The 15,062-nt window shown below is 72.8% G+C and carries 14 protein-coding genes; 6 read left to right on the forward strand and 8 right to left on the reverse strand.

Annotated elements, in window-relative coordinates; genetic code table 11:
* Positions 1–19: 19 nt before the first annotated feature.
* Positions 20–1,633: a cytochrome bc1 complex cytochrome b subunit gene (gene qcrB, locus QP089_RS29020; protein WP_285915704.1), complete on the reverse strand. Its 1,614-nt coding sequence runs from the start codon at positions 1,631–1,633 to the stop codon at positions 20–22.
* A 240-nt stretch (positions 1,634–1,873) separates the two neighbouring features.
* Between qcrB and QP089_RS29025 the strand changes: the two genes are divergently transcribed.
* Entirely contained in the window at positions 1,874–3,151 is a 1,278-nt protein-coding gene (locus tag QP089_RS29025; protein WP_512699684.1) for a PucR family transcriptional regulator, read from the forward strand.
* Positions 3,152–3,178: 27 nt separating this feature from the next.
* On the opposite strand, the gene QP089_RS29030 is transcribed toward QP089_RS29025, so the two are convergent.
* On the reverse strand, positions 3,179–3,409 hold the full coding sequence (locus QP089_RS29030; protein WP_285915706.1) for a hypothetical protein: 231 nt from the start codon (positions 3,407–3,409) through the stop codon (positions 3,179–3,181).
* A 121-nt stretch (positions 3,410–3,530) separates the two neighbouring features.
* Here QP089_RS29030 and QP089_RS29035 point away from each other — a divergent pair, with 121 nt between their 5' ends.
* Complete coding sequence (locus tag QP089_RS29035) at positions 3,531–4,280, forward strand: GntR family transcriptional regulator (protein WP_285915707.1); 750 nt, start codon at positions 3,531–3,533, stop codon at positions 4,278–4,280.
* Position 4,281: 1 nt separating this feature from the next.
* Positions 4,282–4,836: an NUDIX domain-containing protein gene (locus QP089_RS29040; protein WP_285915708.1), complete on the forward strand. Its 555-nt coding sequence runs from the start codon at positions 4,282–4,284 to the stop codon at positions 4,834–4,836.
* On the opposite strand, the gene QP089_RS29045 is transcribed toward QP089_RS29040, so the two are convergent.
* The 3 genes from QP089_RS29045 to QP089_RS29055 form a co-directional block, all read right to left on the reverse strand.
* Entirely contained in the window at positions 4,814–5,800 is a 987-nt protein-coding gene (locus QP089_RS29045; RefSeq protein WP_285915709.1) for a HAMP domain-containing sensor histidine kinase, read from the reverse strand. The genes QP089_RS29040 and QP089_RS29045 overlap by 23 nt on opposite strands.
* A 71-nt stretch (positions 5,801–5,871) precedes the next feature.
* Positions 5,872–6,555, reverse strand: a complete 684-nt coding sequence (locus QP089_RS29050; protein ID WP_285915710.1) for a response regulator transcription factor — start codon at positions 6,553–6,555, stop codon at positions 5,872–5,874.
* A gap of 65 nt (positions 6,556–6,620) precedes the next feature.
* On the reverse strand, positions 6,621–8,090 hold the full coding sequence (locus QP089_RS29055; protein ID WP_285915712.1) for a glutamate-cysteine ligase family protein: 1,470 nt from the start codon (positions 8,088–8,090) through the stop codon (positions 6,621–6,623).
* A 227-nt stretch (positions 8,091–8,317) separates the two neighbouring features.
* On the opposite strand from QP089_RS29055, the gene QP089_RS29060 reads away from it, so the two are divergent.
* The gene (locus QP089_RS29060; RefSeq protein WP_285915713.1) at positions 8,318–9,673 is read left to right on the forward strand and encodes a sensor histidine kinase; all 1,356 of its coding nucleotides are present in this window, start codon (positions 8,318–8,320) and stop codon (positions 9,671–9,673) included.
* 79 nt (positions 9,674–9,752) lie between these two features.
* On the opposite strand, the gene QP089_RS29065 is transcribed toward QP089_RS29060, so the two are convergent.
* From QP089_RS29065 to sigE, 3 genes are all read right to left on the reverse strand, one after another.
* Positions 9,753–10,301: a YceI family protein gene (locus QP089_RS29065; RefSeq protein WP_285915714.1), complete on the reverse strand. Its 549-nt coding sequence runs from the start codon at positions 10,299–10,301 to the stop codon at positions 9,753–9,755.
* A 137-nt stretch (positions 10,302–10,438) separates the two neighbouring features.
* On the reverse strand, positions 10,439–11,242 hold the full coding sequence (locus QP089_RS29070) for an alpha/beta fold hydrolase (RefSeq protein ID WP_285915715.1): 804 nt from the start codon (positions 11,240–11,242) through the stop codon (positions 10,439–10,441).
* A 94-nt stretch (positions 11,243–11,336) separates the two neighbouring features.
* Complete coding sequence (sigE, locus tag QP089_RS29075; RefSeq protein WP_285915902.1) at positions 11,337–11,867, reverse strand: RNA polymerase sigma factor SigE; 531 nt, start codon at positions 11,865–11,867, stop codon at positions 11,337–11,339.
* Between the two features lie 179 nt (positions 11,868–12,046).
* Between sigE and QP089_RS29080 the strand changes: the two genes are divergently transcribed.
* Together QP089_RS29080 and QP089_RS29085 are read left to right on the forward strand one after the other, a co-directional pair.
* Positions 12,047–13,345: an esterase-like activity of phytase family protein gene (locus QP089_RS29080; protein WP_285915716.1), complete on the forward strand. Its 1,299-nt coding sequence runs from the start codon at positions 12,047–12,049 to the stop codon at positions 13,343–13,345.
* A 118-nt stretch (positions 13,346–13,463) separates the two neighbouring features.
* Positions 13,464–15,038, forward strand: a complete 1,575-nt coding sequence (locus QP089_RS29085; RefSeq protein WP_285915717.1) for an acyl-CoA synthetase — start codon at positions 13,464–13,466, stop codon at positions 15,036–15,038.
* The last annotated feature ends 24 nt before the right edge of the window (positions 15,039–15,062 follow it).

The raw sequence follows: 15,062 nt of genomic DNA on the forward strand, positions 1-15,062 counted from the left end.
GCACACCCACCGCGGGGAATCAGGGGCCCAGGGCCGGGCGGTCTTCCCCGTGGGGGCGTTCGGGGAGGTCGTGGACGAAGCGGCGGTTCAGGGCGACGCGGACGCGGCCGAGGCCGGTGCGGGCCTCCGGCGGTCGGACGCCCTTGGTGTCGGGGCGGGACAGGGGCACGGCGGCGGGCGGGCGGTCGTCGGTGATCGGCGCGGTCGCCTCGGCCGGGAGCGGCTGCTCGACCTCGATGTACTCGCCGTCCGGGAGGCGCCGGATGACGCCGGTCTCCAGGCCGTGCCGGACGAGGCCGAGGTCGCGGCGTTGCAGGCCGAGGCAGATGCGGTAGGCGACGACGTAGGCCAGGACGGGCCCGAGGATGATCGTGCAGCGGAAGAACCAGGTCGTCCAGAACAGCGGGATGTCGAACCGGTCGGCGATGACGTCGTTGCCGCCGGCAGCCCACAGCACGCCGTAGAAGACGACGCCGCCGGCGCCGATGCCGGTGCGGGCGGGGACGTCGCGGGGCCGGTCGAGCAGGTGGTGGACGCGGTCGTCGCCGGTGATCCAGCGTTCCACGAACGGGTAGGCGGCCAGGCCGGTGAACAGCAGGCCCGGCACGCCGAGCGCCGGGACGAGGACGCTCATCGGCACCGTGTGGCCCCAGGCGTTGATCTCCCAGGCCGGCATCATCCGCAGCGACCCCTCCAGCCAGCCCATGTACCAGTCGGGCTGGGAGCCGGAGCTGATGGCGGCCGGGTCGTACGGGCCGAACAGCCAGATCGGGTTGATCTGGAAGAACGCCGCGAGCAGCGCGGTGACGCCGAAGACCCACAGGAAGTACGCGGTGGTCTTGGCGATGAAGACCGGGAAGAACGGGTAGCCGCGGACGGTGGTGTTGCTGCTGCCCTTGCCCGGGAACTGGGTGTGCGTCTGCCGCCAGGTCAGCACGACGGCGTGCAGCGGGATCAGCGCGAGGAGAATCCCCGGGATCAGCAGGATGTGGACGATATAGAGGCGCGGGATGATGTCGGTGCCCGGGAACTCGCCGCCGAACACGAACATCACCAGGTACGACCCGACGAGCGGGATCGAGGCGAGGACGCCCTCCAGGATGCGGATGCCGGTGCCGGACAGCAGGTCGTCCGGCAGCGAGTAGCCGAACAGGCCGTTGACCATCACCAGCATGAACAGCACGATCCCGATCAGCCAGTTCAGCTCGCGCGGCTTGCGGAACGCGCCGGTGAAGAAGTTGCGCAGCAGGTGGACGGCGATGGCCGCCATGAAGATGTCGGTCGCCCAGTGGTGGATCTGCCGCATGAGCAGCCCGCCGCGCACGTCGAAGGAGATGCGCAGCGACGAGGCGTACGCCTCGCTCATCCGGACGCCCTTCAGCGGCCCGTAAGACCCGCCGTAGACCGTCTCGTTCATGCTCGGGACGAAGAACAGGGTGAGGAACACCCCGGTGAGCACGATGATGAGGAACGAGTACATGGCGATCTCGCCGAGCAGGAAGCTCCAGTGGTCGGGGAACGCCTTGCGGAGCGCCTTGCGCGCGAAGGCGCCGCCGCCGAAGCGCTCGTCGACGGCCCGGCCGGTGGCGGCGAGCGCCTTCGGCGGGACGGGGTCGGCCGGGCTTCCGGGCATGCGACCACCTCGCACATGCTGGTCCGTGCCTTCACTGTCGCACCGGACGGGCGTTCGGGCCAGCGGTGCGCCCACTGTGGACATCTCTCGAACCGTCCGGCCGAACCTGGTCGTATCTCGACCTAGACTTTGCGCCCGGGCACGCCACGGGTCATGATTTGCCCCACACGAGTCCCATAAGTAAGTAATTACCCCGTGTGTACGGCGCGCAACGCAGGGGGACGAGCGGCTGGAGGTTCTGTGTCGGACGATGGTTCGACCACATACGGGCGCCCCTGGGCGGATCTGCCCAGAGAACTGGCGGATCACATGCGTCCCCACCTCGACGAGGTCGCCGACGACATGATCCAGGAGATCCAGACCAAGGTCCGCGAGTACGACCGCCCCGGCGACGGCTCCTACTCCGGGACGCTCCGCCAGGCCGTCGAGCGCGTGCTGCACTACTTCGTCGACCGGGTGGCCGATCCCGGCCACGAGCCCGCCTCGGTCACCGACTTCTTCCGCGCCATCGGCCGCGGCGAGGCCGGCGAGGGCCGCAGCCTGGACGCGATGCAGTCCGCGATGCGGGTCGGCGGCATGGTCGCCTGGCGGCGGATCACCGAGGGCGCCGAGGCGCAGCAGGTCTCGCCGCGCACGCTCGGCGCCGTCGGCGAGGCGCTGATGCAGTTCCAGGACGAGCTGGCCAAGGCGGCCGCCGAGGGGTTCTCGCAGGCCAAGGCCGCCGTCGCGGGCGAGATGCAGCGCCGCCGCAAGCGCCTGCTCGACCTGCTGTTCGCCGACCCGCCCGCCGCGCAGGAGGCCATCGCCGACCTCGCCGCCGCCGCGCACTGGCCGCTGCCGCGCACCGTCGCCGCCGTCGCGCTCGGCCGTCCCGCCCAGGAGTCGCGGCAGCCCGCGTTCCCGCCGGACGTGCTCGCCGACCTGACCCGCCGCACCCCCAGCCTGATCATCCCCGACCCGGACGGGCCCGGCCGCGCCAAGCTCGTCGACCGCGCCCTGTCCGGCAGCCTCGCCGTCGTCGGCCCGACCGTCCCGCTGATGGAGGCGGCCCGCTCGATCCAGTGGGCGCGCAAGACGCTCAGCCTCGTCCAGCGCGGCGTCATCGAGGCCCACGACGGCGTGATCCGCAGCGTCGAGCACATGTCGACGCTGATCCTCTTCCAGGACGAGGGGCTCATCACCTCCCTCGCCGACCTGCGCCTCGCGCCGCTGTCGCACCTGCGCGCCAGCCAGCAGGACCGGCTCGCCGAGACGCTGCTGGCCTGGCTGCAGTCCGGCCGCAACGCCAACGAGGTCGCGATGCGGCTGCACGTGCACCCGCAGACCGTCCGGTACCGGCTGAGGCAGCTGGAGGAGCTGTTCGGCGACCAGCTCCTGGACCCGGACCTGCGCTTCGACCTGGAGATCGTGCTGCGCGCCCGGGCCCTGCTGGCCGACAACGCGGGCGAGCGGATCATCCCGCCGGCCCGCGAGGCGGTCGGCGACAGCGGCGAGGTCGTCAGCTTCCGCCGCACCTGACCCCGCGGCGCCCGGGGCCGCATCGGTTCAGCCGCCGAAGGGGACGCCGGCGCGGAGGCGCTCGGCGGTGGCGACGCGCTCGGCGAGGCGGGTCTGGGCGTCGCACAGCAGCCACAGCTCGCCCTCGTCCAGCGCGGTGATCTCCTCGAGGCAGCCGTTGAGCAGCTGGTAGTCCGACAGCGGGGTGATCCGGGTGGCCCGCAGGCCCCGTTCCGAGCGTTCGCCGTGCCAGCCGGGCATGCAGGTGATCAGCGACATCGACGCGGACTCCTTGGTCGGCCTATGGTAGGTCTACCCTAGGCCGACCGGCAGCGCTCCCGCGCCGGGTTCGGCAGAATGCCTGCGAGGCTTCCCGGCAGGCAGCAGAGAAGGATCCGGTATGCCGCGTCCCCCCACCAAGGCCCAGGCGATCACCAGCGCGCTGGCCGCCCGCATCGTCGAGGGCGAGCTGGAGCCGGGCGCCTGGCTGCCGTCCGAGCGCGACCTCGCCCGCGAGTTCGGCGCCGACCGCTCGACGGTCCGGCGCGCGCTGCGGATGCTCGCCGAGCAGGGCCTGGTCGAGGCCCGGCACGGCGCCGGCGTGCAGGTCCGCACGGCCGCGCCGGTGCGGCGCGCCGCGTCCGACATCACCCGGCAGGTCGGCTCCTGGCGCGGCTTCCACGTGTCCGCGCAGCAGGACGGCCGCCGCCCCTTCACCCGGACCGCCGTCGCCGAGGTCGAGGCCGGCGAGCGGCTCGCGCGGCGGCTCGGCGTCCCGCCGGGCACGCGGGTGCTGGAGCGGGCGCGCGTCCAGGGCGTCGAGGGCGAGCCGCCCGTGCAGACCGCCACCACCTGGGTGATCCTCGGCATCGTCGACGAGATCCCCCGGCTGCGCGAGATCGACACCGGGCCGGGCGGCATCTACTCGCGGCTGGAGGAGGCGGGGCACCGCATCGCCTTCGAGGAGACCGTCACCTGCCGGCTGCCCCGCGCCGACGAGCAGGAGACGCTGCGGATCGGGCCCGAGCAGCCCGTCCTGACGCTGTGGCGGCGCGGCACCGACGAGACCGGCCGCGTCGTCGAGGTCACCCACCGCGTCGTGGTGGGCGACCGGCACGAACTCGTGTACCGCTACGGCCCGGGAGCCTGACGTGACGCACAACGAGGAGCCCGCCGTCCGCCGCGTCGGCTCGCGGGTCGTCTACGAGAACCCGTGGATGCTCGTCCGCGAGGACGAGGTCGAGCGGCTCGACGGCTCGCGCGGCATCTACGGCATCGTCGAGAAACCCGACTTCGCGCTGGTCATCCCGGTCGAGGGCGACGGCTTCCACATGGTGGAGGAGTTCCGGTACCCGATCGGGAGGCGCACCTGGAGCTTCCCGCAGGGCTCGCTGCCCGGCCGGGAGAGCGCCGAGCCCGAGGAGCTCGCCCGGATCGAGCTGGCGCAGGAGACCGGCCTGCGCGCCGGAACCCTCACCCACCTCGGCCACCTGAACTGCTCGCACGGGACGAGTGGCCAGGGCTTCGACATCTTCGTCGCCACCGACCTCAAGGCGGGCGAGGCCGACCGCGAGCCCGAGGAGCAGGACATGCGGCAGCGCTGGGTGTCGCGCGCCGAGTTCACCGCGATGATCCGCGACGGGCGCGTCACCGACGACTCCACCGTCGCCGCGTTCACCCTGCTCACCCTGCACGAGCACGGCTGACGTCGCCGGGCAGGACGACCCGGATGCGGCAGCCCTCGGCCGTGTCCAGGACGGTGATGTCGCCGCCGTGCAGCTCCGTCGCCCAGTTGGCGATGGCCAGGCCGAGGCCGGTGCCGCCGCCCGGCGTCCCGGTGCCGTTGCCGGCGCCGCGCGAGAACCGCTGGAACACCCGCGCCCGCTCGTCCGGCGGGATGCCCGGCCCCTCGTCGGCGACCTCGATGACCAGCCCGCCGGGCCCCGCGCCCGGACGCGCCGTCACCGTGACGGGCCGCCCGGCCGGGCCGTGCCTCACCGCGTTGTCCAGCAGGTTCGCGACGACCTGGTGCAGCCGGTCGCGGTCGGCGGTCGCGTGCAGGCCCGGCGCGACGTCGGCCTCGAACAGCGCGTCGGGGTGGCCCGCCGCGGCCTCCGCCGTCACGTCGCCGATGAACGCCGCGACGTCGAGCTCGTCGAGGTCGAGCGGCGCCGCGCCCGCCTCCACCCGCGACAGCTCGAGCAGCTGCGTAACGAGCCGGCCGAGCCGCTCGGTCTGGTCGAGCGCCGACTCCAGGACGTCCGGCGTCGCGGGCGTGACGCCGTCGGCGACGTTCTCCAGCACCGCGCGCAGCGCGCTGATCGGCGTCCGCAGCTCGTGCGAGACGTTCGCGACGAATTCGCGGCGCTGCCGGTCGACCTCCGCCAGGTCGGCGGCCATCCGGTTGAACGCCTGCGCCAGCTCGCCGACCTCGTCGCGCGACGTGGCCCGCACCCGCCGGCTGTAGTCGCCGCGCGCCATCGCCCGCGCCGCCGCCGTCATCTCCCGCAGCGGCGCCGTCATCCCGTGCGCGAGCAGCTGGATCACCACCAGCGAGATCAGCACCCCGACCGGCATCGTCTGCCGCGCCCGGAAGCCGAGCGGGTACCCCCACAGCACGATCAGCACCGCCACGCACGCCGTCACCACGACCACGACGCCGAACTTCACCTTGATCGACCGTAGCGGATCCAGCGGCCGCGGCCACCTTGTCCACAGCCTGTGGATAACTCGTGCGTCGCTCACTGCGCGGCCTCCAGGCTGTAGCCGACCCCGTGCACCGTCCGGATGAGCCCCTGCCCGAGCTTGCGGCGCAGCGCCTTCACATGGCTGTCGACGACCCGCGTCCCCGACGCGTCCGCCCAGTCCCACACCTGCTCCAGCAGGACGGCCCGGGTCAGCACCATCCCCCGGTTGCGGACCAGGCAGGCCAGCAGGTCGAACTCCGTCGGCGTCAGATGCACTTCGCGCCCGTCCCGCCGGACGCGCCGCGCCCGCGGATCGACCTCCACCGGACCCGCCCGCATCGGACCCTGCCCCACCGCCGGGGCGCCCGGCCGCTCGACACGCCGCAGCACCGCCCGTATCCGCGCCACCAGCTCGCGCATGCTGAACGGCTTCGTCACGTAGTCGTCGGCGCCGACCCCGAGCCCGACGAGCAGGTCCGTCTCGTCGTCGCGCGCCGTCAGCATCAGCACCGGCACCGCGCGCTCGGCCTGCACGCGCCGGCACACCTCCAGGCCGTCGAAGCCGGGCAGCATCACGTCCAGCACGGTGAGGTGCGGCTCGAACGCGCGCGCCCGCTCCACGGCGGACGGCCCGTCGGCCGCCGTCCGCACCGCGAACCCCTCGGCGGCCAACCGGTCCGCCACCGCCCGCGCGATCGTCGGCTCGTCCTCCACCACCAGGATCCGCGTCTCGCTCACACGCCGACTCTAGAAGCACCCAACGCACACACCGTGCCCGAAATGTGCTGATCTTGTGAAGGAGATCACCACTCGTGGACGGGGGCGTTGGAGCGCATGTTCTCCACGTAGCGGCGGGTCATGAGGCGGAGGGCCTCGTGGCGGGGGGCGGCGGTGGACTCCTCGATGGCGTCGACGGTGGCGATCTGCCAGGCGGCGCCGGTCTGTCCGGTGACGCAGCGGCGCTCGATGATGCCGAGGAGCCGGTCGCGGCGGGCCGGGTCGACGCCCCACCGGTCGAGGCCCTCGTGGGCGAGCGGGAGCAGCTTGCGGAGGATGAGCTCGGAGGCGGGGACCTCGCCGACGCCGGGCCAGTAGAGGGTGGAGTCGAGGCCGTCGCGGGCGGCCCGGTGCAGGTTCTCCTCCGCGGTGTTGAACGACATCCGCGACCAGACGGGCCGCTCCTGCTCGGCGAGCATGCGGACGACGCCGTAGTAGAAGGCGCCGTTGGCGACGACGTCGGCGACGGACGGCCCCGCCGGCAGCACGCGGTTCTCGATGCGCAGGTGGGGGCGGCCCTTGACGACGGCGTAGATGGGGCGGTTCCAGCGGTAGATGGTGCCGTTGTGCAGGGTCAGCTCGCCCAGTTCGGGGATGCCGCCCTCGTCGAGGACGGCGCGGGGGTCCTCGTCGTCGCACAGCGGCAGCAGCGAGGGGAAGTAGCGGGTGTTCTCCTCGAACAGGTCGAAGACGGAGGTGATCCAGCGCTCGCCGAACCAGACGCGGGGCCGGACGCCCTGGGTCTTCAGCTCGTCGGGGCGGGTGTCGGTGGCCTGCTCGAACAGCGTGATGCGGGTCTCCTGCCAGAGCCGGTGCCCGAACAGGAAGGGGGAGTTGGCGGCCATGGCGACCTGCGCGCCCGCGACGGCCTGCGCGGCGTTCCAGTAGGCGCCGAACTCGTCGGGGCTGACCTGAAGGTGGAACTGGACGCTGGTGCAGGCGGCCTCCGGGAGGATGGTGTCGGTGTGCATGCGCAGCGGTTCGGGACCGTCGATCTCGATGTGCATCTCCTCGCCGCGCGCGCGGAAGATCTGGTCGTTGAGCATCTTGTAGCGGGCGTTGGAGGAGAGGGTCTCCTCGCCGATGTCGCTGCGCCGCAGCGTCGGCAGCACGCCGATCATGATGAGCTCGCCGCCGACCTCGCCGGCCCGCTCCTCGGCGTGCCCGAGATGGTCGCGGACCTCGGCCTCCAGCTCGCCGGTGCCCTCGCCGCCCAGCTCGCGCGGCGGGATGTTGATCTCCAGGTTGAACTGGCCGAGCTCGGTGTCCCAGGCCGGGTCGGCGATGGCCTTCAGGACGTCGGCGTTGCGCATCAGGGGGTCGCCGAGCTCGTCGATCAGGTTGAGCTCGATCTCCAGGCCGATGTGCGGGCGCTCGAAGTCGAACTGGGACTCGCCGAGCATGCGGGCCAGCACGTCCAGGCACCTGCGGACCTTGTCGCGGTAGCGCCGGCGGTCCTCGCCGCTGATGGTGACCGAAGCCACGTCCCTGCCCATGTGTTTCCGTCCCTGTGCTTCGGAGGAACCGTCATAAAACGGGATGTCCCCGCAAGGGGGGCCGAAAACCCGGCCGCTGATTTCGGGCCACGTTTAGTGACTGGCCGGTAACCTGTGTCGGCCGCCGGGTGTCCCGTGACACTCTGTGATGGACGGCGAGGCCCACCGTCGCCGCCGGGCACGGCGGCGCACCCCCCGGGCGGCGCCGCGCGACGGACGGAGCGGCCATGCGGATGCGCCCCCGGTCGATCAGGGCCAGGGACACCCTCGTCGCCGCCGTCATCGCCGCCCTGGTGTGGGGCGTCTCCGCCGTCGGCGTCGACCTCGCCGTCCGCACGATCGTCAAGTCCGACCTGATGCGCGGCACCCAGGTGGTCGCACGGCGGGTCAGCGGCGGCGTGCGCGACGGCACGCTGCGCGGCCCGATCCCCGACGACGGCGGCGGCCGCATCCTGGTGCAGGTCGTCGAGCCGGGCGGGCGCGTCCGGGAGGCCACGCCGGCCGCGGCGGGACGCCCGCCGGTCAGCCGGCTCTGGCCGTCCGCCGAGCTGCGCGTGCGGGACTACACCGAATGCCGGGGCCGCTGGCCGCACCGCAGCTGCCACGTCGCGGAGGCGATCCGCGCGACCACCGCGCCCGACTCGGTCGTGGTGTACGCGGTGGAGCCGGTGCCGTCCTACCTGGTGAACGGGCTGCTGGAGGGGCTGCTGACGGCCGGCGTCGCGGCCCTGGCCGGGCTCGCGGCCCGGATCACCTGGCGGGTCGTCGGCCGCACCCTCGCCCCCGTCGAGGCGATCCGCGCCCAGCTCGCCGAGATCAGCGCCACCGACCTGAGCCGCCGGGTGCCCGAGCCGCCCGGCGAGGACGAGATCGCCCAGCTCGCCCGCACCGCCAACGCGACGCTCGACCGGCTGGAGTCGGCGGTCGGGCGGCAGCGCCAGTTCGCCTCGGACGCCTCGCACGAGCTGCGCACCCCGATCGCCGGGCTGCGCGCCAACCTCGAGGACGCCTCGATGCACCCCGAGGACAACGACCTGCCCGCCGTCGTGGAGCAGGCGCTGCACGACACCGACCGGCTGGAGTCGATCGTCACCGACCTGCTGCTGCTCGCCCGGATCGGGACGGGCGGGACGGTCGCGCAGGAGCCGATCGACCTGTCCGCGCTGGCCGCCGCCGAGATCGGCCGCCGCACCTTCCAGGTGAAGATCGAGAAGGAGCTCGCGCACGGGGTGACGGTGCGCGGCGTGCGGATGCAGCTCGTCCGGCTGCTGGGCAACCTGCTGGACAACGCCGAGCGGTACGCCGACCGGGTCATCGCCGTGGAGACGGTCCGCGACCACGACCACGCGCTGCTCACCGTGACCGACGACGGCGTCGGCATCGCCCCGCCCGACCGCGAGCGGGTCTTCGAGCGCTTCACCCGGCTGGACACCGCGCGCAGCCGCGGCGCCGGCGGCACCGGGCTGGGCCTGGCCATCGCCCGCGAGATCGCGCAGGCGCACGGCGGCACGCTGCGCGTCGAGGACGACCCGCGCGGCGCCCGCTTCGTCCTGCGCCTGCCCCTCGCCCCGCCCGACGCATGAGGAAAGGGCCGCCCACCAGTGGTGGACGGCCCTTTCCGGGGCCGGCGCCCGTGCGGGGTGGGCGCCGGGGAGGAGGGTCTCAGGCGCGGACGGCCTGGATCTCCAGCTGGAGGTCGACCTTGTCGCCCAGCAGGGCGCCCTCGCCCTTCAGGGGCACGTTGAACTCGATGCCCCAGTCCTTGCGGTTGATGGTGGTCTCGGCGGAGAAGCCGGCGCGCGTGCCGCCCCACGGGTCCTCGGCGACGCCGTTGAACTCGACCTTCAGGGCGACCGGGCGGGTGACGCCGCGGATGGTCAGGTCGCCGTCCAGGTAGTAGTCGCCGCCGTCGGCGCGCACCCCGGTGGTGTTGAAGGTCATGGTCGGGTGGTTCTCGACGTCCAGCACGTCGGCCTGGCGCACGTGCGCGTCGCGGTCGGCGTTGCGGGTGTCGATGGAGGCCATCTTGATCTCGGCGGTGGCGGTGGAGCCGGCGAGGTCCTCGGCGATCTGCACGGCACCGGAGAACTCGGTGAACGAGCCGCGCACCTTGGTCATCAGGTGCCGGATCGTGAAGGTGACCTCGGAGTGGCTCGGGTCGATGGTCCAGGTGCCGGCGGTCAGGCCCGGGGCGATGGTGGCGATGCTCATGGACGCCTCCAGTGGCGTAGGTGCTTGAAACTTCAACGACTAGGTCGAGGTTAGTTGAAAGCTCAAACACATGTCAAACCCCTGATGTTCCCGGGACCCGCGAGGCGCCCCGGCGGGCGGTGGCGGGAGTGGCCGGTTCAGGCCGCGGTCCGCGACCTCAGCGGGTGCGCGCTGCCCTCGAGGAGGACGCGGGCGACCTGCGGCGGGTCGTCGGACATGGGGACGTGGCCGCAGCCCTCCAGCCAGACGAACCTGGCGTGCGGAATGCGGCGCTGGGCGCGGACGGCCTGGCTGCGCAGCAGCAGGCGGTCCTTGGTGCCCCAGCCGATGGTGACCGGGACGTCCGCGCAGGAGCCGAGGAAGCGCGTGGTGCGGCCGGCGCGCAGCGTGGGTGCGAAGCCCACCGCGTCGCGCAGGGCGCGGGCGTCGCCGGCGAGGACCTCCAGGTCCATCAGGTCGGGACGGCCGTAGATCATGCCGAACAGTGCCGTGCGGCGGCGCGGCGAGCGGGCCAGCAGGGCGAGGAGGGGGTCGGGGACGCGGGCGCCGAACCGGGACGCGCGCAGCACCGAGGCCGCGTAGCGCAGCTCGGCGGCGTTGAAGAAGCCGGCCGGGGACAGCACCGTCGCGGAGCTGACCAGGCCGCGGTCGGCCGCCTCCAGGGCGAACAGGCCGCCGAGGGAGTTGCCCGCGATGTGCGGCCGGTCCAGGCCGATTTCGGCGAACGCCTCGGCGAGGACGGCGATGGCCGAGTCGAGGGTGTAGGGGGTGCCGTCGGGCAGCGGCGGGGACTCGCCGAAGCCGGGCAGGTCGACGGCGATGACGTCGCGTTCGGCGGCGAGCAGGTCCATGACGGGGGACCAGCCCTGCCGGCGGTGGCCGATGCCGTGCAGCAGGACCAGCGGCGGGCCTTCGCCGCGGCGGTCGAAGACGATGTCCACGCGGCGAGGGTAAGCCGAAGTTACTCAGCGGTCACTAGTGACGCTCGTCACGCGCGGGCCCCGCCCCGGCGGTCGGCCCGGGGGCCGCCGGCGGTCAGCCGGGGGTGACCTCGGCGGGGCGGCGGTGCTCGAGGGCGTTGCGGAGCTGGGCGCGGCCCCGGTGGATGCGGGAGCGGACCGTGCCGAGCTTCACCCCGAGGGACGCGGCGATCTCCTCGTAGGTGAGGCCCTCGATGTCGCACAGCACGACGGCGGCGCGGTACTCGGGGGCGAGGCCGTCCAGGGCCTTCTGGATGTCGGCGTCGAGGTGGCGGTCGTCGTAGGACTGGGCGGGGCTCGGCTCGCGGCCCTGGAGCCGCTCGGCGGCGTCGTCGGCGAGCGCGTCGAAGCGGATGCGCTGCTTGCGGCGGGCACGGTCGAGGAACAGGTTCGTGGTGATGCGGTGCAGCCAGCCCTCGAACGTGCCGGGGCTGTAGGACGACAGCGACCGGAAGACCCGGATGAAGACGTCCTGGGTCAGGTCCTCGGCGTCGTGCCGGTTGCCGGTTAGGCGGTACGCCAGCCGGAACACCCGTGTGGAGTGCTCGGTGACGATCTCCTCCCACGTCGGAGGAGTCCACGCCATCGTGCCTGCGCTCACCGCGACCCCCGTCTGATACGAAATCGTTACGGCCAAGCATGCCGGTACCCAGATAAGACCGCTGTAAGAAGCCCTCACGTGGCCGGATCCGGCGTCGTCGCGAACCGGGCCCTTCACCTGGGGATCACCGCCCGGTCACCGGGGGGCTCTACGGTCCCGCTGTGATGGATCGCTCATTCCCGTACAAGACGGCCCTCGCCGGCCTCGCTCTCGCGCTCGTCCCCGGCACCGCGTTCGTCCCCGGCACGGCGCTGGCCGCGTCCGAGCCGGCCCCGGCGAGCGCGACGCTTGCGCGCACGCCGCTCGCCCAGTTCCAGAACGCGCTGCTGCCCGGCAGCGTCGCCGACGACCGCGGGATCGCGCTCGGCGGCGTCGGCAGCGACCTGTTCCACGAGAAGGGCGCGCCGCGCGACGAGTTCTGGGCGATCACCGACCGCGGCCCGAACGGCACGGTCACGGTGGACGGCGAGGACCGCGTGACGTTCCCCGTCCCCTCCTTCGACCCGACGATCGTGAAGCTGCGGGTCCGCAAGGGCGAGCTCAAGGTCACCCGGGCGCTGCCGATCACGAACGCGCAGGGCCGTCCGGTGACCGGGCTGCCGAACGTCGAGGGCCGCGAGTCGGCGCCCTACGGCTTCGACGGCAGGACGCGCCTTGCCTACAACGCCGACGGCATCGACTCCGAGGGCCTCGTCCGCACCAAGGACGGCGAGTTCTGGGTGGCGGAGGAGTACGGCCCGTCGCTGCTGCACCTCGACCGGCGCGGGCGGGTCGTCGAGCGGTACGTGCCGCAGGGATGGGCGGGGAGGCCCGGTTACCCAGTGAAGGCGGTGCTGCCCTCAATCCTGAACAAGAGGACCGAGAACCGTGGCTTCGAGGGGTTGACCGTATCCCCGGACGGTAAGTCGCTGTACGTCGCGGTGCAGAGCCCGCTGTCGAATCCCGACAAGGGCGCGTACAAGAAGTCGCGGATCGCGCGCGTCTTCCGGTTCGACCTGCGCAAGGGGCGGATGGCGGGCGAGTACGCCTACCGGTTCGAGGACGTCTGCTCGTTCGACCCGTCCGAGTGCGGCGACCAGAAGGAGATGAAGATCTCCGCGCTGACCGCGCTGAACGACCACGAGCTGCTGGTGGACGAGCGGACCGACAACGTCGCGCGGCTCTACCGCGTCGACCTGCGCGGGGCCACCGACCTGCTCGGCACCCGCTGGGACGCCGCCGCGACGGCGCCGTCGCTGGAGCAGTCGGACTCGGGCCTCGCGCCGCTGCCGAAGACCCCGGCGGTGGACCTCGGGACGGTCGCGGGCCTGCCCGGCAAGATCGAGGGCGTCGCGCTCGCCGACCGCCGCACCCTCGCGGTGATCAACGACAACGACTTCGGCCTCGGCGCGTTCGGGCCGGACGGCCGGCTGGTCGACAGCGGCGTCCCGACCCGGCTGACCTACCTGCCGCTGCCGCGCTGAGCGGCGCCGCGCCGTGTGACTGATGTCATTGGACTCGATGCCAACAGGCATTGAGCCGGTCGGCGGTCGCCGAGGATGATCGGAGGCGTTCCCCCACCCCGACATCGGAGGACGTGGCATGGCGCGCAGCTACAACCTGGCCGATCTTCTCGAGATCCTGGCGGCGGCGGGGCCCGGGCGGCCCGCGCTCGTCGCCGGGACCGAGCGGCGCACCTACGCGCAGCTCGACGAGCGGGCGAGCCGGGTCGGCCGCCACCTCGCCGCCGCGGGCGTGCGGCCGGGCGAGCACGTCGCGATCCTCGCCTACAACCGGGCCGAGTGGATCGAGTCGATGCTCGGCGCGTTCAAGATCCGCGCGGTGCCGATCCCGGTGAACTACCGGTACGTCGCCGCCGAGCTGCACCACGTGCTGTCCGACTCCGACTCGGTCGCGCTCATCGGCGAGCGGTCGCTGCTGGAGAAGGTCGAGGAGGTCCGCGGCGACCTGCCGGAACTGCGGCACGTCGTCGTCCTGGAGGACGGCTCGTCCGCGGCCGTCGCGGACGCGGTCGGGTACGAGGAGGCGCTCGCCGCGGCCGGGGACGGCGGCGGCTTCCCGGAGCGCTCCAGCGACGACCGCTACATCATGTACACCGGCGGCACCACCGGCTACCCCAAGGGCGTCGAGTGGCGCTGCGAGGACATCTTCTTCGGCGCGCTCGGCGGCGGGAACGTCCTCGGCGACCCCATCGCCAGCCCCGAGGCGATCGCGGCGAACGCCGAGCAGCCGCCGATGGCCGTGCTCGACTGCGCGCCGGTCATGCACGGCGCCGGCCAGTGGGTCGCGTTCATGGGCCTGTTCAGCGGCGCGAAGGTCGTCCTGTACACCGACCACGCCTTCGACGCCGACAAGGCGCTGGCGCTGCTCGCCGAGGAGCAGGCCAACGTGCTGATGCTGGTCGGGGACGTGATGGCGCGCCCGGTGGCGAAGGCCCTGGCGTCGGGCAAGCACGACACCTCGTCGCTGATGGCGATCGCCTCAGGCGGCGCGCCGCTCACCGAGGGCGCCAAGGCGGCCCTCCAGGAGCACCTGCCGAACGTCATGTTCCTCGACAACTACGGCGCGTCCGAGACCGGGGCGTGCGGGCCGTCCGTCGACGCCAAGGAGGGCACCGCCCGGTTCATGATGAAGCCGGGCATCACCGTCCTGGACGACGACCTGAAGGCGGTCGCGCCCGGCCAGATCGGCAAGCTCGCGCGCAGCGGGCACATCCCGCTCGGCTACTACAACGACCCGAAGAAGACCGCGTCGACGTTCTTCACCGACGTGGACGGCACCCGCTGGTCGGTTCCGGGCGACTTCGCGAGCCTGGAGGAGGACGGCACGATCACCCTCCTCGGCCGCGGCTCCCTCATGATCAACACCGGTGGCGAGAAGGTGTACCCGGAGGAGGTCGAGGTCGCGCTGAAGGACCACCCGGACGTCTACGACGCGGTCGTCGTGGGCCTGCCGGACGAGCGGTTCGGGCAGCGCGTCGCCGCCGTCGTCGCGCCGCGCCCCGGCGCGGCGATCTCGCTGGACGAGCTGGCCGAGCACTGCCGCGGCCGCCTCGCGGGCTACAAACTGCCGCGCGAACTCAAGGTGGTCGACGAAGTGCAGCGCACCGCCGTCGGAAAGTCGGATTACAAGTGGGCGAAATCCGTCTTCGCCTGATCCTGCGCCGAAAGGGCGCGCGGC

Origin of the sequence: Actinomadura opuntiae (assembly GCF_030283205.1) — a bacterium.
GTDB lineage: Bacteria > Actinomycetota > Actinomycetes > Streptosporangiales > Streptosporangiaceae > Spirillospora.